Below are 18639 nucleotides of genomic sequence, written 5' to 3'. Positions count from 1 at the left end.
CTACGCAATAAGAAAACTGTGGATAACTCATCCGGCTATCAACAGGTTGGCTTGAGTCACGCCACCCGGCCTCGTCCCCCTTGAGGATGAAAGGTAGAACGTCGAGTTCAGACATTCCCCGAAACGCCTTTGGCGTTGAACGAGGTTCTGACGCATCGTGGTACCGGACAAGCAGGTGTCACGGTTCTCAATGAATCAGGTCGCCCAACTCCGGTTGCGCCGACGTCCATGTGGGCACCGCTTGGGTCATGGGACCGGCAAGCGCTGACTTTTGAGAAGGACTCCAAATCAGACAGGCGCGCACACTACGGTCTATCCCAACTAAGCTAAGGGTTTAAGGAACACAGCAGTGGCGAGCATCTCGCTTCATCCACTGCGGGATGCTTCTTCATCAAGCAGAGCCTGAAAGAGGAATCGACATGCGCATCGGATTTATTGGAGCCGGTTCAATGGTCGCCGCAATTGCACGTGGTGCGGTTGCGGCCGGAATGAACGGAGCTGATTTCCTTTTCACTGACGCGAATGGTGTCCATGCTCCGGCGCTTGCCCGCGAAGTTGGTGGGCAGGTTGCTTCATCCAATGGGTCGCTCGCTCATCAGGTTGACCTGCTTGTCCTTGGGGTGAAACCTCATATTCAGTCTGAAGTGATCAAACAGATCGCTCATATCGTTCGCGAGCGTCCAGATATGGCCGTTGTTTCTTTGGCTGCCGGTCGCACCCTTGATTCGATGCTCCACGATTTCGGCGCAGCGGTTCCCTTGATCCGCGTGATGCCGAATGTCAACGCACAGGTTGGCCAGTCAATGAGCGCAATCTGCTCTCAGGATGCAACCGAGGCTCAGCTTGGAGCAACCGAACGCCTGCTCGGCGCTGTCGGGCGTACCGTGCGAATCAGCGAGAAAGAATTCCCTGCGTTCATGGCGTTGGCAAGTTGCTCGCCCGCGTGGGTTTTCCAGATTATTGAGACGCTTGCCCGAGCCGGCGTGAAACATGGGCTGACGAAGTCTTCTGCCACCTTGATTGCCGCCCAGGCTGTTGCTGGCTCAGCGGACCTGCTTCTTGCAAGCCAAGAACGCGGTGTGAATGCTGCCCAGCTTATTGATTCGGTCTGCTCGCCCAATGGCACCACGATTGCCGGTCTGCTGGCCGCTGAAAACGCCGGTCTGTCCCCCGCACTTGTGACAGCTGTCGACGCTGCTATTGCACGCGATCAGGAAGTGTCTTCCTGATCTTTGTCTATCCGGCGCGTCATCGCTCCCAGTTGCGCGAACCCGACCAAGAAAACCCCATCTCACAATGAATGCTGTTGTCCTCTGATTGCGGATTTCACACTCGCGTGACTGGCTACGAAGGAGACTTCGTAGCCAGCCTTTATTGTGTTTCATTGACGAGGTTCCTCCCCGGGCCTCGTTGATTGATCGCCAGGGGGCAAAGGTCGCGAATACCCGATGCGCACGTTTGGTTTTCCCCTTGAAACCCCACTACTCTAGTGGGGTACATGTCCACGACTCGGATGGAGAATATTGATATGGGTGGCCGTCTTTCGACCCCGACTTCTGTTGTAGCACCGACGGTTCCTGACCGTGTTGGCGCTGAAGGTTTGGAACACAAGTGGGGTGAGAGCTGGGAGAACGCAGGTACCTACGATTTCGATCGTACGGCAACGCGCGAGCAGGTGTACTCGATTGACACTCCGCCACCCACGGTTTCGGGTTCTCTTCACGTTGGACACGTGTTCTCGTACACCCACACTGACGTTATTGCGCGTTACCAGCGCATGATGGGTAAGTCCGTTTTCTACCCGATGGGTTGGGATGACAACGGTCTGCCGACTGAGCGTCGCGTGCAGAACTACTTTGGTGTTCGCGTTGATCCGACGCTCCCCTACGATCCTGACTTTGTTCCCCCACATGAGGGTGGCGAAGGTAAGTCGATCAAGGCTCGTGATCAGAAGCCGATTTCGCGTAAGAATTTCGTTGAACTCTGCGAACGTCTGACGGTTGAAGATGAGGCTCAGTTCGAGGCGCTGTGGCGCTACCTTGGTCTGTCCGTGGATTGGAAGCAGCATTACCAGACGATCGGTAAGCGCGCCCGCAAGGTCGCTCAGGCTGCATTCCTCCGCAACTTGGCTCGCGGTGAGGCCTACCAGAGCGAAGCTCCCGGTCTTTGGGACATTACATTCCAGACCGCTGTTGCTCAGGCTGAGCTTGAGTCGCGTGAGTACCCGGGCTTCTACCACCGTCTGGCGTTCCACCTCACAGATGCTGATGCTGCCGCGAAGGCTGTCGCTGCCGGTGCTCCCGTGGAGAACGGCGTGGATGTCTGCATCGAGACAACTCGTCCAGAGTTGCTCGGCGCGTGTGTTGCCCTTGTTGCTCACCCGGATGATGAGCGTTACAAGCCGTTGTTCGGAACGACCGTTGCCTCCCCCGTCTTCGGTGTTGAGGTTCCTGTTCTTCCTCATCCGCAGGCCGAGATGGATAAGGGCGCTGGTATCGCCATGTGCTGTACCTTCGGTGACACCACGGATATTGACTGGTGGCGTGACCTCGACCTTCCTCTGCGCGCGATCCTACGTAAGGACGGCCGTATCATCGCTGAGACGCCCAAGTGGATCACGTCCACTGAAGGTATCGCAGCATTCGAGGCGATCGCCGGTAAGACGACGTTCTCCGCACGCGAGACCCTGGTTGCGATGCTCGCCGAGTCCGGCGAGATGCGCGGTGAGCCGACGAAGACGATGCGTCAGACGAACTTCTTCGAGAAGGGCGATAAGCCACTCGAAATCGTGACCTCGCGCCAGTGGTACATCCGTAACGGTGGCAAGCCGTGGACGAACCCGGCGTCGGGTAAGGATCTGAACGAAGAGCTGGTTGCTCGCGGTCGCGAGCTGGCATTCCATCCCGACTTCATGCGTGTACGCTACGAAAACTGGGTGACTGGCCTGAACAATGACTGGTTGGTTTCGCGCCAGCGTTTCTTCGGTGTTCCGTTCCCGCTGTGGTACAAGGTGAACGAGGCCGGCGAGGTCGATTACAACCAGATCATTACGCCGGCCGAAGACGAACTGCCCGTCGATCCTTCGTCTGATGTTCCGACTGGATACACCGAAGCCCAGCGTGGCGTTGCCGGCGGTTTCGTGGGAGAACTGGACATCATGGACACGTGGGCAACGTCGTCCCTGTCCCCGCAGCTGGCATGTGGTTGGCTCGAGGACGAGGATCTGTTCAGCCGTACGTACCCGATGGATCTGCGCCCTCAGGGTCAGGACATCATTCGTACCTGGCTGTTCTCGACCGTTGTTCGCGCAAACCTCGAGTTCGGAGAACTTCCGTGGAAGCACGCTGGTATCTCGGGCTGGATCCTTGATCCTGATCATAAGAAGATGTCGAAGTCCAAGGGCAACGTGGTCACCCCGATGGGTCTGCTTGAAAAGTACGGTTCGGATGCGGTTCGCTACTGGGCAACGTCCGCTCGACTGGGCTTGGATGCGATCTTCGACGAAGCGCAGATGAAGATCGGTCGTCGTCTGGCAATCAAGGTTCTGAACGCTTCGAAATTTGCTCTGACCATGGGTGGTGAGGGCGCAGCGATCGATCTGGATCCGGCGCAGGTGACGGTGCCACTGGATCGTTCGGTTCTGGCGACGCTGGCCTCCGTCATCGACGAGGCCTCGGCTGCTCTGGCGTCCTACGAGCACTCTCGCGCGCTCGAGGTCACGGAGTCGTTCTTCTGGACGTTCTGCGACGACTACCTGGAGCTGGTCAAGGAGCGCGCCTACAACCGTGATGGCGCGTGGGACGAGGCCTCGGCCGTATCCGCCCGTGCGGCTCTGGCGATCGTTATCGACAACGTCGTGCGTCTGCTCGCCCCCTACCTGCCGTACGTGACGGAAGAGGTGTGGAGCTGGTACCGCGAGGGCAGCGTGCACACCGCTCCGTGGCCGGTCGTAGCTGACCTGGCTGGCGTCGAGGGCAATCCCTCAGTGCTCGAAGCCGCCTCTTCTGCTCTGATCGCACTGCGTCGCGTGAAGTCTGAAGCGAAGGTGTCGCCGCGTACGCCGTTCCTAGCGGTGACGGTGTGCGCCCCGCAGGCTCAGGTCGAGGCTCTGAAGTCCGTGAAGGGTGACCTGGAGGCCGCGTCAAAGGCCGTGGATGCCCTGACCGTGACCGCCTCCGATGACGCTGAGGCCACCGAGGCCGTCGTCGAGTCCTTCAAGCTGGGCGAGGCTCCTGCCAAACGCAAGGGCTGAGCGTTAGGCTGCTGGGGCCTCCGTGGGAAACCACGGAGGCCCCTCGTTTTACCCAGTATTGAAAGACGGGGCTAATGTCCGAAAGACACAGGTCTCAACAGCACTGATCTGCACGTTTACGACCTAGGGTGAAGCCATAGCACTCAAGAGGCTCAATGGGTTCCTGGCGGCCATCCCACACTCCGACAACCGCGCTCGGATGGTAGAGGTGGCGGACTGGGGTGTTCACAACTCCCCGGAACTGGAGCTACGCATCGCGTGGAACCAGCCGATGTTCACTCACCACAGCACGTATATCATTCGCGCTGAACTGGGATTGAATAGAACGAGCGATGCTCTCGCCTGATCCTGTCCCGCAAGGCTCGGCGACAGTTCAGAGAACTTCGACGCTCCCTCTCCCCCGTTCTACGGGCGCGTAGGATAGGGGGGGGGAAACAGTAGGAGCGCCGCTGGCCCCGTCCCGCAGCACACACCGCCCAGCGACCAGGGAGCAGACATGACCGCCGAAGAAACCCCGGCCTCGTCCAACGACGACACGACGACGCAGGCGCAGACGACCACCAAAGCCCTTGAGTGGCACGCCCCCGTCCTGGTGCGCATCGACGACCACACGACGATCCCCCACCTGCTGAAAGAGCGCGTGCAGCGCAGTGCCACCCGCCCCCTCATCCTGCGCAAAATCGGTATCGGCGACACGTGGCGTTCCATCACGGCGCGCGACTTCTACGATGAGGTGCACGCGCTCGCCGCTGGCCTCATCGCGCGGGGCCTCGAACCCGGCGACCGCGTCGCGATTATGAGCCACACCCGCTACGAGTGGACGCTCCTCGACTTCGCGTGTTGGGCGGCCGGCCTCGTCCCCGTGCCCATCTACGAGACCAGCTCCATCGACCAGGTCGCCCACGTCCTCGTCGACGCGGACGTCAACCTCATCATCACCGAAACCGTGTCCATGGCAGAGATCGTGCGCGCGGCAGCAGAGCGAGAAAACCGGGACAGCACCCACGTGCTCTCCCTAGACTCCGAGGCCATCGAGACCCTCATCGCGGAGGGTTCGGCCACCCCGCGCGAGCGCGTCCTCGCCCGCTCGGAGGCCCTCACCAAGGACGACATCGCAACCATCGTCTACACGTCGGGCACGATGGGCACGCCCAAGGGCGCAGTCCTGTCCCATGAGAATTTCACGAACCTATGCCTGAACGCCCACTCGTGGATGCCGGAGATTGCCGCCGGCAAGGACTCGCGCCTGCTCCTCTTCCTACCGCTGGCCCACGTGTTCGCGCGCTTCCTGCAGGTCTTCCAGATCAGTGGCAACGGCGTGCTTGGCCACGCCTCTAACATCAAGAACCTGCTGAACGACCTGGCATCTTTCAAGCCGAGCTATCTCCTCGTCGTCCCGCGCGTCCTAGAAAAGATCTACAACTCGGCGGACACGAAGGCTTCCGGCCCCAAGCGCAAGATCTTCCGCTGGGCCGCCAAGATCGCGATCGCCTACTCGCGTGCCCTCGACACTGAGGAAGGCCCCAGCGCCTCCCTCAAGGCCCAGCACGCGCTGGCGAATAAGCTCGTCTACCAGCAGATCATCCGCCTGGTGGGCGGCAACGCAGACTACATCGTCTCGGGCGGCGCACCCCTGGCCACTTGGCTCGCCCACTTCTATCGCGGCGTCGGTATCCCCGTTCTAGAGGGCTACGGCCTGACAGAGACGGTCGGCCCGGTCTCTGTCAACACGCCCCACCTGTCCAAGATCGGCACCGTAGGCCCGGCTCTGCCGCCCATGTCCTTCAAGATCAGCGACGAGGGTGAGATCCTACTCAAGGGCCCAAGCATCTTCCAGTACTACCACAACGACCCCGAAGCAACGACCGCCTGCTTCACCGAAGACGGCTGGTTCCGCACGGGCGACCTGGGGTCCCTGGACCGCGACGGCTACGTGTCCATCACGGGCCGCGCGAAAGAGATCATCGTGACGGCGGGTGGCAAGAACGTCGCCCCGGCTGTCCTCGAAAACCCGATGCGCTCCCACCCGCTCATCTCCCAGGTCCTGGTCGTGGGCGACCAGAGGCCGTTCATCGCCGCGCTTATCACGCTGGACGCGGAGATGCTGCCCGATTGGCTCGCCACCCATTCGCTGCCCCCGATGAGCGTGGCGGAGGCAGCCACGAACGTCGAGGTCCTGGCCTCCCTAGAGAAGGCGGTGGCCTCGGCGAATAAGCACGTCTCGCGCGCCGAGTCGATCCGCAAGATCAAGGTCCTCACGACCGACTTCACGGAGGCAAACGGCCTGCTCACACCCTCGCTCAAGGTCAAGCGCCTGAAGGCCACGCATCGCCTTGCCTCCGTCATCGACGAGATCTACGGCGGTCCCGTGCAAAACTGACCTGCTCATGAACAAAGCCGTGGCCGGCTCGCTCCCCTCTCGGTGTCGGGGTTGGCGAGTCGGCCACGGCTTTCTTATGTGGGCAACCTACTGCGAGGCGAGCGCCGCTGTGGGTGGCGTGCGGGCCGCTCGGATCGCGGGGTAGAGCCCGGCGACGGCGCCGATGAGGAGAGTGGAGCCGAGGCCTGCGGCGATCACCCACCAATGCAGAGTGGGCGGCCAGCCGTACGCGTAACACATGCCCCAGGTGACACCGGCGCCGATGAGGCATCCGGCGAGTCCTCCGAGGAAGGACAGCAGCAGGGCTTCGGCCAGGAACTGCACGGTGACGTGTCCCCGCTTGGCGCCGAGCGAGCGGCGCAGGCCAATCTCCTTGCGACGTTCCAGGACGGAAATGATCATCGTGTTGGCCACGCCGATGCCACCGACGAGCAGGGCGATCGAACCGACGCCGGCGAGCAGGGTCGTGAGCGTCTGGTCGGCCGCGTTTTGGGCGGCCAGTGCGTCGGAAGGGCGTGAGACCTTGAGGCCGGTGGCGCCCTGCGGGGCGAGCGTGGGTCCGAGGAGCTCGCGGACGTTCTCCACCTGGTCCTCGGAGGAGCGCTCATAGATCGTCGTGGGGGTCTTGCCCGCGCCGAAGTACGTGTCCGCGGCGGCAACGCCGATGAGGGCGGCGTTATCAAGTTCCTCGGCCAGGGGTGCTGGATCCATAATGCCCAAGACGGTGAACGACATGCCACCCAGCCACACCTGGGTGCCTGGCTCGACGACGCCGAGCAGCTGCGCGGCTTTCGAGCCCAGGACGACGCCCGGATACTTCGCGGTGGCATCGTTGAGCCACGTGCCCTTCTTCATGGTCCCGGATACGACATTCAGGAGGTTCGTGTCAGCCGCCATCGTGATGATGCCGCCGGTCGCGTTCGGGTCGGACAGGCGCGAGCGGTACACGGAGACGCCGCTCAGCGTCGACGTCGAAGCCGCGTCGGTGACGCCCGGGATCATGAGAGTGCGGCCCACGGCGTCCTCGGGCAGGATGAGGTCCGTCCCCGACAGGTCAGCGCCGCTGCGCGCCGTCAGCATGTTGGTACCCAGCGCCCGCAGCTGCTCTTGCAGGCGGGCCTGTGAGGATGCGGAGACGCCGACGACGCCGACCATGGCCGCGATGCCGATCGCGATGCCCAGGGCCGAGAGGACGGCACGCATAGGGCGAGCGCGCAGGCCCGTCAGGCCCAGGCGCGCGACGTCCGAGAGGCGCAGGGCGGAGCGACCGGTTTCTGAATTCTTCTCACTCTCCATGGCCACCTCCCGGGTGTGCGGAGTCGGAGACAATCTCGCCATCGCGGATGGCGATCTGCCTGGGCAGCGAGGCCGCCAGGTCGTTGTCGTGGGTGATCACGATGATGGTGGTGCCGGCCTCGTTGAGCTCGCGCAGGAGGGTGACGATGGACGCGCCCGAGCGCGAGTCGAGGTTGCCGGTGGGCTCGTCGGCCAGCAGCAGGGCCGGGTGCCCGATGATGGCACGAGCGATTGCGACGCGCTGGCGTTCACCGCCCGACATCTGGTGGGGCTTGTGGTCCATGCGGTGTCCGAGGCCCACGCGGGTCAGAGCCTCACGCGCGGCCTCGCGACGCTTGGCACGGGGCACGCCCCGATAGAGCAGTCCGTCTGCGACGTTGTCAAGGGCGCAGACGCCGGCCGTCAGGTGGAACTGCTGGAACACGAAACCGATCAGCGACGATCGCACTCCCGACAGCTCCGTGTCACGCAGGGAGGACACGTCTGTGCCGTTAATGCACACGCTGCCCGAGGTGGGGCGGTCGAGCGTTCCGATGAGGTTGAGCAGAGTGGATTTTCCGGAGCCGGACGGCCCGACGATGGCGACGAACTCTCCCTCGTCGACGGCCAGGGATACTCCGTTACAGGCATGCACGGGCGGGCTACCGAAGGACCGGTGCACGTCGGTCAATTGCAGGATGTGGCTCATCGGTTGGGCACCACCACGCGCTGGCCTTCGGCGATCTCGTCGCCGCTCACTTCGACGCGGTCTCCCGCGAACAGGCCGACGGTGACAGGGACCCGACGAATCTTGCCCGACTCATCCACGACCTCGACGCCGAACTGGTCGGCACTCAGGGCCACGAGCGCGCTGAGGGGCACGGACAGCACGTCCGTGCGAGTCTCGGAGGTCAGGCCCAGGGAGACCGAGGCCTCCTGGAGCCCTTCGAGGGCGGAGGTGTCATCGGGGGTGACGGTGATCGGAATAATTCGTTCCTTGGTCGTCTCCTCGGATCCCTCCTCGCTGGCTTTTTCGCGCGGGGGTTCGACCGAGGTAATCGTTCCGGTCGTCGTGGTGGTGGAGCCGGGCAGGCGCACGGTCACTGAGTTTCCGACGACGCCGAGAGCCTGGTCGGAGAGCTTCAGGTTCGCGGAGATGACTTGACGCGAGGAAGAGGCCGTGAACAGTTCCGTCTCCATCGTCGCGTTGTCGCCGACGCGGGCCTTCAGGGCACCAATACGCAGGTCCTCAGGTGCAAAGAGGACGGTGCCCAGCGGCAGTGAGCCGGTTTGGGGCAGGTTGAGGGCCTTTTGCCACCTCTGGATCGCCACGGTCGTGTTCCAGTCGAAGTGGGCATCGGGGGTAGCCTCGAAATAGCCGAGCTCGGACAGCGCGGTCTCCAGCTGGGTGACATCCTCGCCGTTGTCCATGCCTGCCTCAAACGTGCGCCAGGCGGGGGTAGAGCCGTGGAGCAGATACGTGTTGTCGCCACCGACCGTATACACGTGCGATCCCTGGGTGAGGGTCGTGCCGGGCGTGGGCAGGGAGGTGACAACGCCTTCGAAAGCACTCTTGAGGGTGTAGGAGTCGGCGTAGTGGAGGTTTCCCTGGACGGTGGTCTCCCCCGCCAGGTCTCCCTTCGTAATGGTCTCCGTCGCACCGTCAAAGGACTGGGGGGCTTGGGCGTCTGTGTTGGTGCCCGAGCAGGCGGACAGGGTCAGCGCGCCGATCGCCAGGATCGCGAGTGCCGCGGGGCGCAGGGTTTGCGAACGCTTCACTTGGCGGCCCCTGACTGTTGGAAGCACTTGTTGAGCACATCCTCGGGGATGTCCTTGACGCTGATGCCTTCGCCCGCCTGCGGGTCCTTGACGTCATATCCGGCCTCACGCAGGCACTGCGCTGCCTTGACCATTGACTCGCGCGCTGCGGGGTCGTTCGCAATGTTGTCCTCGCCGGTCAAGCCGGAGACCTTCATCATGCACTCGTTGAGGGCAGAGTCGAAGGCGGTGGAGTGATCGTTGAGCTGATCGGGCGTCAGGCCCGTGTCAGGCACGTCGAAGCCCTTGTCACGCATGCACTGAGCAAACAGCAGATTCGGGTCGTTGCTGGCCGCGTTGGTGGCCGTTCCGCTCTGGCTCTTGGTGCTGGACGCGGACGAGGTGGACGAGCCGGTCGATCCGCATGCGCTGAGGACCGTAGCCAGGGTGACGGCGACGACGGCAAGAGCGCGCATCTGCGTGCGATTCTTCATCAAAAAACTCCTTGAGGACTGCTTATCGGCAATGGTTCTCACTGCCTGAATAGATTACAGTCCACAACCCTGAAAGCTGCCTGAAAACTATCGGGGAGCCTGCGCAGAATTTCATCAGACAATCCTGAGAGGGCAAAACGAGACGGGGGACGCTCGCACATCCACCGTCTCTCAACAGATTCTCCTCCTCGTCGGGTGCTTATACGGTCAGTCTTCGCCCCCTCGGAGTGAGCCGTGTTTTTCTTGAGGATGGACAGGATCTCTACGTGCTTGGCCTCACTCAAGGCAACCTACCGGGTGCCCATCATCTCCCAACAATGCCATGCTTCGGTATTGAGTGGGTGCTCCCCTCGTCGTACTCGGCCTTGATGTCTTCGTGGTGGCGAATAACTTCCTTCACCATGAAGGCAAGGAACTTTTCAGCAAAGTCAGGGTCGAGGCCGGATTCTTCGGCGAGCGATCGCAGACGCGCAACCTGTCGTGCTTCACGTGCCGGGTCAGCCGGCGGAAGATCATGGAGAGCTTTGATGTGTCCGACTCGCTGGGTACAGCGGAAACGCTCAGCAAGAATATGGACGAGCGCAGCATCGATGTTGTCGATGGTTCCACGCGCGTCAGCCAGCTCGGCAGGGATGCCTGTTCCGATCAGGGCCTCCCCGGACGTGTGGGCGCTGATCTGCGTTTCTTCTGCCACTGGTTTTCCCATCCGGTTCAGGCGGTGCGAATCTGATGAGCGCGCTCGGCGTAGAGCTCAGGCTCACCTTCACCAAGAACGTACTCGCGCGTAATCACAACGCGCCCCACGTCGTCACGGCTGGGCAGCTCAAACATCAGGTCAGACAGTGTGTTCTCCATGATCGACGACAGGCCACGGGCACCGGTCTTACGCTCGTTCGCCAAGGCCGCGACCTCGAGCAACGCCTCGTGCGTGAACTCCAGATCAATGCCGTCAAGCTCGAAAAGATGCTGGTACTGGCGAACTAGGGAGTTCGTCGGCTCGGTCAGGACGCGGACGAGGTCTTCTTCGGTCAGTTCCTGCGTGGACGTCAGGATCGGCAGACGACCAATGAATTCTGGAATCATGCCGAACTTGTGCAGATCTTCCGGGGTGATCTCTTTGTACAGGTCACCCATTTCAGCAGCAGACTTCAGGTCTGAGCCAAAACCGGTGGAACGCTGACCCAAACGAGCCTTCACGATCTCTTCAATACCGGCGAAAGCCCCCGCTGCGATGAACAGGATGCCCGACGTGTCAATCTCAAGGAACTGCTGGTTCGGGTGCTTGCGTCCGCCCTGCGGCGGCACCGAAGCAACCGTGCCTTCAATAATCTTCAGCAGAGCCTGCTGGACACCTTCGCCGGAAACATCGCGTGTGATCGAGGCGTTCTCTCCTTTACGGCCAATCTTGTCGATTTCGTCGACGTAGATGATGCCCCGTTCAGCCTTTTTAATGTCACCATCCGCGGTCTGGATCAGACGAAGAAGAATATTCTCGACGTCCTCACCAACGTAGCCGGCTTCCGTCAGCGCAGTCGCGTCAACGATCGCGAAAGGAACGTCAAGCATACGCGCCAGCGAACGCGCCAAGTGAGTCTTGCCCGTACCCGTGGGGCCAAGCAGCAGAATGTTCGACTTGGTCCCCTGCATATCTTCAGCATGCCCAGCGTCACGCGACTTCACACGCTTGTAGTGGTTGTAGACCGCGACAGACAGCGCACGCTTCGCACGATCCTGACCGATCACCCACGAATTCAGGAAGTCGTTGATTTCAATTGGCTTCGGCAGGGGCAGCTCCGAGGTTTCTTCGGGAGCCTTGCCCAATTCCTCAGCGATGATTTCGTTGCAGAGGTCTATGCACTCGTCGCAGATGTAGACACCGGAACCGCCGATGAGCTTGCGCACCTGCTTCTGACTCTTTCCACAGAACGAGCACTTGAGCAGTTCAGCTCCGTCGGTCAGTCGAGCCACGTTAGCCCTCCATCGATCAAAATTCATCACTACCGCGCGCCACCGGGACGTCACACGTAGATATGTTGGTTGCCACCTAGGATTGGCGTGCAAACGCTTCCGTTCAGCGTGTCTTCAGCCTATGTGAGGACAGGTAAGTCCGCCATTCGGCGCGCCATTTTCTCCCCACAGCGTAGCCACCTTCACGCTAGTGAGCGCCAGCGTTTTAGCTCTTGCGGGACTGAAGAACCTGGTCGATCAGGCCGTATTCTTTCGCCTGGGGAGCGGTCAGGATCTTGTCGCGCTCGATGTCACGGCGGACCTGCTCAACCGGGGTGCCCGAGTGATGCGCGAGCGTATCTTCCAGCCACGCGCGCATACGGTCGATCTCGTCAGCAACGATCTGGATATCGGATGCCTGCCCCTGCATGCCTTCCATGGCCGGCTGGTGGATCAGAACACGAGCATTCGGCAGTGCCAGGCGCTTGCCCGGTGAACCGGCCGCCAGCAGAACGGCTGCAGCCGATGCGGCCTGACCAAGGCACACGGTCTGGATCTGTGGCTTAATGTACTGCATCGTGTCGTAGATTGCGGTCAGCGCGGTGAAGGAACCACCGGGGCTGTTGATGTACATGGTGATCAGCGAATCTGGATCCTGGCTTTCCAGAACCAGAAGCTGCGCCATCACGTCATCAGCAGACGCGTCATCAACCTGCACGCCGAGGAACACAATGCGATCCTCGAACAGCTTGGCGTAGGGGTCCTGGCGCTTAAAACCGTAAGCGGTGCGCTCTTCGAAATTCGGCAGAACATAGCGAGCCTGTGGCATCTGACGGGCGATACCTTCAAAGTACGGGGTGGTGCTCATCAGTTTTCTCCATCCTGGCCGAGCGTGCTAATTTCCTGCGGGTTCACGATGACCTTGTCAACGAAGCCGTATTCCAGGGCCTCGTACGCCGAGAACCAATTGTCACGGTCCGCGTCCAGTTCGATCTGCTCAACGGACTTGCCGGTACGCTCAGCGGTGATCTCGGCGAGTTCCTTCTTCATCTTCAGAATCAGGTCCGCGTTAATACGAATCTCAGTGGCGCTACCACCGGCACCACCAAGAGGCTGGTGGAGCAGGACGCGAGTATGCGGGGTGATGAAGCGCTTGCCCGGCGCGCCTGCGGTCAGCAGGAACTGACCCATCGAAGCAGCCAAGCCCATTGCGACAGTGACAACATCAGGCTTGACGTACTGCATAGTGTCGTAAATTGCCATGCCTGCGGTCACCGACCCACCCGGGCTGTTGATGTACAGGTAGATGTCGCGGTCCGGATCTTCGGCGGCAAGCAGAAGCATCTGGGCGCAGATCGCGTTGGCGTTTTCATCACGGACCTCGCCGTTCAGCCAAATGATGCGTTCTGCAAGAAGTCGCTGGTACACGGAGTCGGACAGACCCATCGGCGATTGCACGCCGCCGCCTGCCATTACAGCCTGGTCGCTCACGAGGATTCTCCTTGGTCGAATAGATCCGCTTTCAGATCCCACTGGGTATAACTTATCGGTTTCACGCGGACAAGGCTCAGCCAATCCCCCTCTGTTCGCTGTAGGCGCAGTGCTCATAGCAGTATGAGGCCTCCCACATGCAATGTGGCCGGTACCCGAAAGTACCGGCCACATTCACTAGCGTGTGTTGCTAGCGCATGCTTGAATCAGGCTTCAGTGGTCTCTTCTGCCTCTTCAGCTTCTGCTTCTTCCTTTGCAACGTCGCCGAAGAACTCAGAGAGGTCAACGACCGTGCCTTCGGTGTCCTTGACGGTGACCTGACGCAGAGCCTCGATCATAGCCTTGGAACGTCCGAGGTCTGCGACAACTGCTGCCATCTGCTGCGAGGAGGAGAACAGCTGGTTGATGTCGATGCCGAGGTTCTGCGACATCTGGATCGCGTAGTCGATGAGTTCCTGCTGGGAAACCTGAACATCGAACTTCTTCGCGATTGCCTCGGAGAGGAGTTCAGAACGCAGTTCGCGCTCGACGGCCGCGCGCGCTTCCTTCTTTTCTTTCGGCTTGGCATCTTCGGAGACGCGGCGCGAAACCTCGTGCTCGATGACCTCTTCAGGAAGAAGAATCTCAACCTGTTCGAGGAGGTCGGTGATCAGGTTGTCGCGGGCCTGTAGCGCCTGCTGCGAGGTCTTTGACTGGCCGGCCTGCGTGCGCAGGTCTTCCATGAGCTCGTCGATGGTGTCGAATTCAGAAACCATCTGAGCGAAGTCGTCGTCCGCCTTCGGCAGTTCGCGCGCCTTCATGGACTTCACGGTGATGGTGATGTCTGCTTCTTCACCTTCGTGGTCGCCGCCCTTGAGGGTGGACGTGAAGGAAACCTCGTCGCCTGCCTTGGTGCCACGCAGAGCCTTGTCCTGACCATTGAGCATGTTGCCCGAGCCGATTTCGTAGGACACGTCTGCGACCGAGTCGACCTCTTCACCGTTGATGGTGGCAACCATGTCGATGGTTGCGTAATCGCCGGTCTTGGCCTTGCGGTTGATGGTCTTCAGAGTTGCGAAGCGAGAGCGGAGCTCGTCGAGTTCCTTCTGGACGTCTTCGTCGGTGACCTCGGTGGTGTCGACGGTGACAACGGTCTTCTCGTCGAATTCGGGGAGCTCGAAGTCCGGCACAACCGGGACCTCAGCGGTGAAGATCAGCTGTCCCCCCTGTTCGCCGGTGGTGTTCGGGATCTCGGTGACCTCGACCTGTGGCTGTTGCATCGGGCGGAGCGAATGCTCTGCGACTGCATCCGAGTAGTGACCCGGCAGGACCTCGTTGACGACCTGTTCGATGACGGCTGCGCGACCGAAACGCTGGTCGATGATGCGAGGTGGCACGTGGCCCTTACGGAAACCGGGGATGGAGACCTGCTGGGAGATATCCTTGTAGGCCTTGTTCATCTCATCGGACAGTTCCTCGTAGGGAACCTCAACGGTCAGGCGAACCTTGGTGGGTTCGAGAGTCTCAACGGTGCTCTTCACGTGCGTGCACTCCAAAACGTTTCAAATTTGCGGGAGCACCCAATTCGGGCGCATGACAACTCGCCTAGTTTACGACAGACCCGCGTCAATGTCCCTATCGAGACCAGGTTTATGGCTTAAATGCGCGCAACTCCACTAATCGAGGGCGACTCCACCTTCGAAGTTTCCAAGGAGTGATCCACAGACCAGTCATTCGGCAGTCGTGCGCAAACTCGAGGATCCCTAGGCTCTCACATACATAACCCCGACACTGCAGCTTTCGCCAGTGAAAGATCTGGGGTCTTCATCTCAGGCATACAGAAATTATCGCGAGGAGTATCCGCTGGGCGCGCCATTTCCCAGAAGGAGATCCACTCAATCCGTCTGCCTCGCCCTACTTAATCGCCAGAAGAAATCATGGACGCACGGCGTATGCGTAGTACACCGACGAGGCCGAGGACAAGGAAGAGGCTCGCGGCTAGGAGCGCCCAGCTTGTGGCATCGCTAAAGCCCCTCGTCAGTGCTTCCACGGTGAGAGCAGTTTGATCACCAAGGGCGCTGTGATCGCCTTGAGCTCGCAGTTGCGCGATCATGACGCCGGCGGACGAGCGCGTTGCCTCGGCAATGGAATCGAATGCCTCCCCTGTCAGTCCGGCGTCTTCAAGCGCTTGAGGAAGAGCCATCGAGAGCGAAACGGAGAGCATGGCCCCCGCAACAGCAGTTCCCAAAGCCGAACCAATCTGCCTGACCGTACTCTGTGTCGCCGATCCTTGACCGGAGAATTGAACAGGAATATCCCGAAGTACCGTGCCCGTCAACTGCGCTGATGCAAGACCGAGTCCAAGACCATAGACGGTCAGAGGCAGGCCAATCCCCCATCCCGGGGTCGTCGGGCTCACAAGAAGTGCGAGAACCAGAATGCCTACCACTTCCAGAGCCAGTCCGATCAATACTGTCGCCGGAGCGCCGAACCTCGCCGCAAGATGTCGCGCAGACGCACCCGACAAGAACGCACCAACTGCCATCGCCGCAAGGACGAGCCCCGCGCCCATGATGTCCAAGCCAAGTGCGTTGATGAGATACAGGGGAAGAACAAAAATGATCGCGAATTCTCCCACTGCAACCATTCCGGCAGTCACGTTCCCCCACGCAAAGGTCGGCAGAAGGAAGAGGTCCAGGCGAAGAAGAGCTGTGCGCTGAACCTTCTCACGATGGCGTTCCCACATCACGAAGAGAGCCAGCGCAATCACTGCGACTCCCAAGGCAACGGGGACGGGAGAAAGCGCAGCAGTTGTCGGCCAATCCCACCCAAAGATGCTGAATTCACCCTTCGGAGTCCACCACCCAAGGTCAGGGCCCTCGATAATGGCGAAGACAAGAGCTCCGAAGCCAATCGCGCTGAGCATGGCTCCATCAACATCGATGCCGGGACGCCCACTCTTCCCCCGAGTATTCGGCACGGTAAACAGCGCGGCGACGAATACCAGCGCGCCAATCGGAAGGTTGACCAGGAAGATCCACGGCCACGAGGCCCACTGAGTCAGCGCTCCACCCGCAAGTGGCCCAACTGCGGCAGCGCCGGAAATAACGGCACCCCAGACACCGAATGCCGCCGCCCTATATCGACCACGGAATACCGCGTTTACCGTTGAAAGCGTCGAGGGCATGATGAAAGCCGCCCCCAATGCTTGGATCGCGCGCGACGAGATCAGAACCCCCGCGGTTTCGGATTGGGCAGCTAAGAGACTCCCCGCTACGAACACGACGATACCGATCAGGAATACTTTTTTACGCCCCCACCTATCAGCCAAGTTGCCCGTCGAAAGCAGAAGCGCTGCGAGCAGGACTGCATAGAGACTGTTTACCCATTGCGCGTCGGTGATATTCAGCTGCAAGTCCCCAATAATGACAGGGAGAGCAACTCCGACGATTGTGCCGTCAAGGACAATGAGCCCCAGACCGATGGAGAGAACTGCTAGAGCCATCCAGTCACGGCGCGTGGGTGCTACTTCAGAATTCTGGTTTACTGCGCTCATACTTCAATGACCTTTGACGTGGATCAACGAACGAATGCCATATACACAATTATTATGACACTCTGTCAGATACTTTGCTGAGCGAAACGCACATAAAAGAGGCAAAGCACCGAAGAGGGACAATCTCGCAGCGCTGAGGGCAAACTTTATCTGGCCAAAGAAGCGAAACCTCACCCCCGCTACCTCGCCACCTCGCCACCCCGCCCTTTTAACGCCACCAAGACAACGGCGGGCAGGTAGTCGCGTTGGGGTTACCTGCCCACCCTGCTGGCCGGCAGCAGGCCGGATACGGACTTGCGAGGGGCGGATGTTAGGAGTTGGCAGACGCGAGAGCGAGACAAGCCCATAATGTAGCTAATATCTGCCAGAGAATAGTTGGCGTCTTTGAGTGCTCGTATTGCTTTTCGGGACGCTACGGAGGCTACTTTGGCGGATTCTTCAGCTGTTTTAGATGCTTCGATGGATTGTTTTACTTGGCGGATTGCTCTATCTCAGGGACGATAGTGATGTTCCAGGTGGAGTGATCGACGTTTTCTTCCATCGTGTCGAGGTAGTCGATTACTTGCTGGCGGGCTTTGGGAAGAGTGCGCACTTGTGTCCAGATGTCGTCCCCGTTCCACAGTTCCCAGCCACCACTCCAGCGGCGGGCGGTGATGGTTATCGTGTTCATTTTGTGTTCCTTTTGCTTGCTTCGATTGTTTTGAGCGCTTTGCGGGTCAGACCTGGGGAGATTTCGCGGGTTTGGGTGATGGAAACGCTGAAAGACCCGTTTGACCATATTTCGTGGTCACCTTTGCCTTGGCGTGAAGTGAAGCCTGCCTGTTTGAGGAGTGCGGTCAGTTTATGGCATCAGGATCCGTAAAATCCTGACGAGTACTGGAGTCGAATCCTATTCAGAACGGCAATTCAATGATCTCAAGGCTGTTGGGAAGCTACTTGATCGTACAGAAACCGGGAAAAAGTACATCCTGGTAACTGGTAGGCATACTGCTGTAATCAGAAATACAGGGAGCAGATACGAATATTTGGAGCTACAAAGCCCCTATCCAGACGAAAACAGTTGGCATGAGCTCACAAAAACAGAACTGCGAGAGCGTTTCGCCTGTAAAATGTCACATAGTTTCCGAGGTTTTAGGTACGAGGCTGACTCGACAATCGCGGAAATCACCACACTTGCTAGCAGTGATGGCTACGCTGAATTGATGGGCTACCTTAACACTATGGAAACAGCGCAACGAAAGAGGTTGTTAGGTGCTGTTAAATGATGAGTTTGTCATCGACGACCCCGAAGTCGATGATCCTCATATGTGGACCGTAGAGCGCATCTCTGAAGATGGATCTTTTGAGATAGGCCCCCTGTATGTCACGTTCGATAAGAAAACAGTATTGAACCTGTGGACGGACTACCCGCAAAAGTTCACTCCAGAGCAGATTCAGATCCTGCGGGAAGAACAACCGTATTGGTATAAGTTCTTCCTGCCGAGGCTAGAAGAAGCTTGAGGGCTCT

15 protein-coding genes and 1 pseudogene are annotated in these 18639 nt (G+C 59.9%); 5 read left to right on the top strand and 11 right to left on the bottom strand.

Features of this window, described 5'->3' with window-relative positions; all coding sequences use genetic code 11:
- Positions 1-102 precede the first annotated feature (102 nt).
- From QP442_RS04460 to QP442_RS04445, 4 genes and pseudogenes are all read left to right on the top strand, one after another.
- A pseudogene (locus QP442_RS04460) lies at positions 103-266 on the top strand (helicase HerA-like domain-containing protein); the annotation flags it as partial.
- A 153-nt stretch (positions 267-419) separates the two neighbouring features.
- Entirely contained in the window at positions 420-1229 is an 810-nt protein-coding gene (gene proC, locus QP442_RS04455) for a pyrroline-5-carboxylate reductase (RefSeq protein ID WP_103631955.1), read from the top strand.
- A gap of 299 nt (positions 1230-1528) precedes the next feature.
- The gene (valS, locus tag QP442_RS04450) at positions 1529-4252 is read left to right on the top strand and encodes a valine--tRNA ligase (RefSeq protein ID WP_103631956.1); all 2724 of its coding nucleotides are present in this window, start codon (positions 1529-1531) and stop codon (positions 4250-4252) included.
- A gap of 496 nt (positions 4253-4748) precedes the next feature.
- A complete protein-coding gene (locus QP442_RS04445; RefSeq protein WP_006681297.1) occupies positions 4749-6632 on the top strand; it encodes an AMP-dependent synthetase/ligase in 1884 nt (627 codons plus the stop codon).
- Positions 6633-6719: 87 nt separating this feature from the next.
- Here the strand turns inward: QP442_RS04445 and QP442_RS04440 are convergent, their stop codons facing one another.
- The 11 genes from QP442_RS04440 to QP442_RS04385 form a co-directional block, all read right to left on the bottom strand.
- On the bottom strand, positions 6720-7928 hold the full coding sequence (locus QP442_RS04440; RefSeq protein ID WP_006681298.1) for an ABC transporter permease: 1209 nt from the start codon (positions 7926-7928) through the stop codon (positions 6720-6722).
- On the bottom strand, positions 7918-8616 hold the full coding sequence (locus tag QP442_RS04435) for an ABC transporter ATP-binding protein (protein WP_006681299.1): 699 nt from the start codon (positions 8614-8616) through the stop codon (positions 7918-7920). Before QP442_RS04435 ends, QP442_RS04440 begins: the two co-directional genes overlap by 11 nt.
- Complete coding sequence (locus QP442_RS04430) at positions 8613-9686, bottom strand: peptidoglycan-binding protein (RefSeq protein WP_181002091.1); 1074 nt, start codon at positions 9684-9686, stop codon at positions 8613-8615. The genes QP442_RS04435 and QP442_RS04430 overlap by 4 nt, the downstream gene beginning before the upstream one ends.
- Positions 9683-10159, bottom strand: a complete 477-nt coding sequence (locus tag QP442_RS04425; RefSeq protein WP_103631957.1) for a hypothetical protein — start codon at positions 10157-10159, stop codon at positions 9683-9685. Before QP442_RS04425 ends, QP442_RS04430 begins: the two co-directional genes overlap by 4 nt.
- Before the next feature lie 304 nt (positions 10160-10463).
- On the bottom strand, positions 10464-10853 hold the full coding sequence (locus QP442_RS04420; protein WP_103631958.1) for a chorismate mutase: 390 nt from the start codon (positions 10851-10853) through the stop codon (positions 10464-10466).
- A gap of 17 nt (positions 10854-10870) precedes the next feature.
- A complete protein-coding gene (gene clpX, locus QP442_RS04415) occupies positions 10871-12127 on the bottom strand; it encodes an ATP-dependent Clp protease ATP-binding subunit ClpX (RefSeq protein ID WP_006681303.1) in 1257 nt (418 codons plus the stop codon).
- A gap of 205 nt (positions 12128-12332) precedes the next feature.
- Positions 12333-12974, bottom strand: a complete 642-nt coding sequence (locus QP442_RS04410) for an ATP-dependent Clp protease proteolytic subunit (protein ID WP_103631959.1) — start codon at positions 12972-12974, stop codon at positions 12333-12335.
- On the bottom strand, positions 12974-13579 hold the full coding sequence (locus QP442_RS04405) for an ATP-dependent Clp protease proteolytic subunit (RefSeq protein ID WP_040318567.1): 606 nt from the start codon (positions 13577-13579) through the stop codon (positions 12974-12976). The genes QP442_RS04410 and QP442_RS04405 overlap by 1 nt, the downstream gene beginning before the upstream one ends.
- A gap of 224 nt (positions 13580-13803) precedes the next feature.
- On the bottom strand, positions 13804-15117 hold the full coding sequence (gene tig / locus QP442_RS04400) for a trigger factor (protein WP_006681306.1): 1314 nt from the start codon (positions 15115-15117) through the stop codon (positions 13804-13806).
- Between the two features lie 377 nt (positions 15118-15494).
- Positions 15495-17132: an MFS transporter gene (locus tag QP442_RS04395; RefSeq protein WP_285069662.1), complete on the bottom strand. Its 1638-nt coding sequence runs from the start codon at positions 17130-17132 to the stop codon at positions 15495-15497.
- Positions 17133-17601: 469 nt separating this feature from the next.
- Positions 17602-17802: a hypothetical protein gene (locus tag QP442_RS04385; RefSeq protein ID WP_103631961.1), complete on the bottom strand. Its 201-nt coding sequence runs from the start codon at positions 17800-17802 to the stop codon at positions 17602-17604.
- A gap of 581 nt (positions 17803-18383) precedes the next feature.
- On the opposite strand from QP442_RS04385, the gene QP442_RS04380 reads away from it, so the two are divergent.
- The gene (locus tag QP442_RS04380; RefSeq protein WP_285069661.1) at positions 18384-18632 is read left to right on the top strand and encodes a DUF7675 family protein; all 249 of its coding nucleotides are present in this window, start codon (positions 18384-18386) and stop codon (positions 18630-18632) included.
- Positions 18633-18639: the final 7 nt, after the last annotated feature.

Origin of the sequence: Pauljensenia sp. UMB1177 (assembly GCF_030217965.1) — a bacterium.
GTDB lineage: Bacteria > Actinomycetota > Actinomycetes > Actinomycetales > Actinomycetaceae > Pauljensenia > Pauljensenia turicensis_A.
Note: the sequence above shows the minus strand (reverse complement) of the source record. Positions and strands in the feature narration are given on the sequence as shown.

Coding starts and splice junctions, on each gene's coding strand:
- QP442_RS04445 (WP_006681297.1), top strand. CDS start 4,749: ATGACCGCCGAAGAAACCCCGGCCTCGTCCAACGACGACACGACGACG.
- QP442_RS04440 (WP_006681298.1), bottom strand. CDS start 7,928: ATGGAGAGTGAGAAGAATTCAGAAACCGGTCGCTCCGCCCTGCGCCTC.
- valS (WP_103631956.1), top strand. CDS start 1,529: ATGGGTGGCCGTCTTTCGACCCCGACTTCTGTTGTAGCACCGACGGTT.
- QP442_RS04395 (WP_285069662.1), bottom strand. CDS start 17,132: ATGAGCGCAGTAAACCAGAATTCTGAAGTAGCACCCACGCGCCGTGAC.
- QP442_RS04425 (WP_103631957.1), bottom strand. CDS start 10,159: ATGAAGAATCGCACGCAGATGCGCGCTCTTGCCGTCGTCGCCGTCACC.
- QP442_RS04410 (WP_103631959.1), bottom strand. CDS start 12,974: ATGAGCACCACCCCGTACTTTGAAGGTATCGCCCGTCAGATGCCACAG.
- proC (WP_103631955.1), top strand. CDS start 420: ATGCGCATCGGATTTATTGGAGCCGGTTCAATGGTCGCCGCAATTGCA.
- QP442_RS04385 (WP_103631961.1), bottom strand. CDS start 17,802: ATGAACACGATAACCATCACCGCCCGCCGCTGGAGTGGTGGCTGGGAA.
- QP442_RS04405 (WP_040318567.1), bottom strand. CDS start 13,579: ATGGCAGGCGGCGGCGTGCAATCGCCGATGGGTCTGTCCGACTCCGTG.
- QP442_RS04435 (WP_006681299.1), bottom strand. CDS start 8,616: ATGAGCCACATCCTGCAATTGACCGACGTGCACCGGTCCTTCGGTAGC.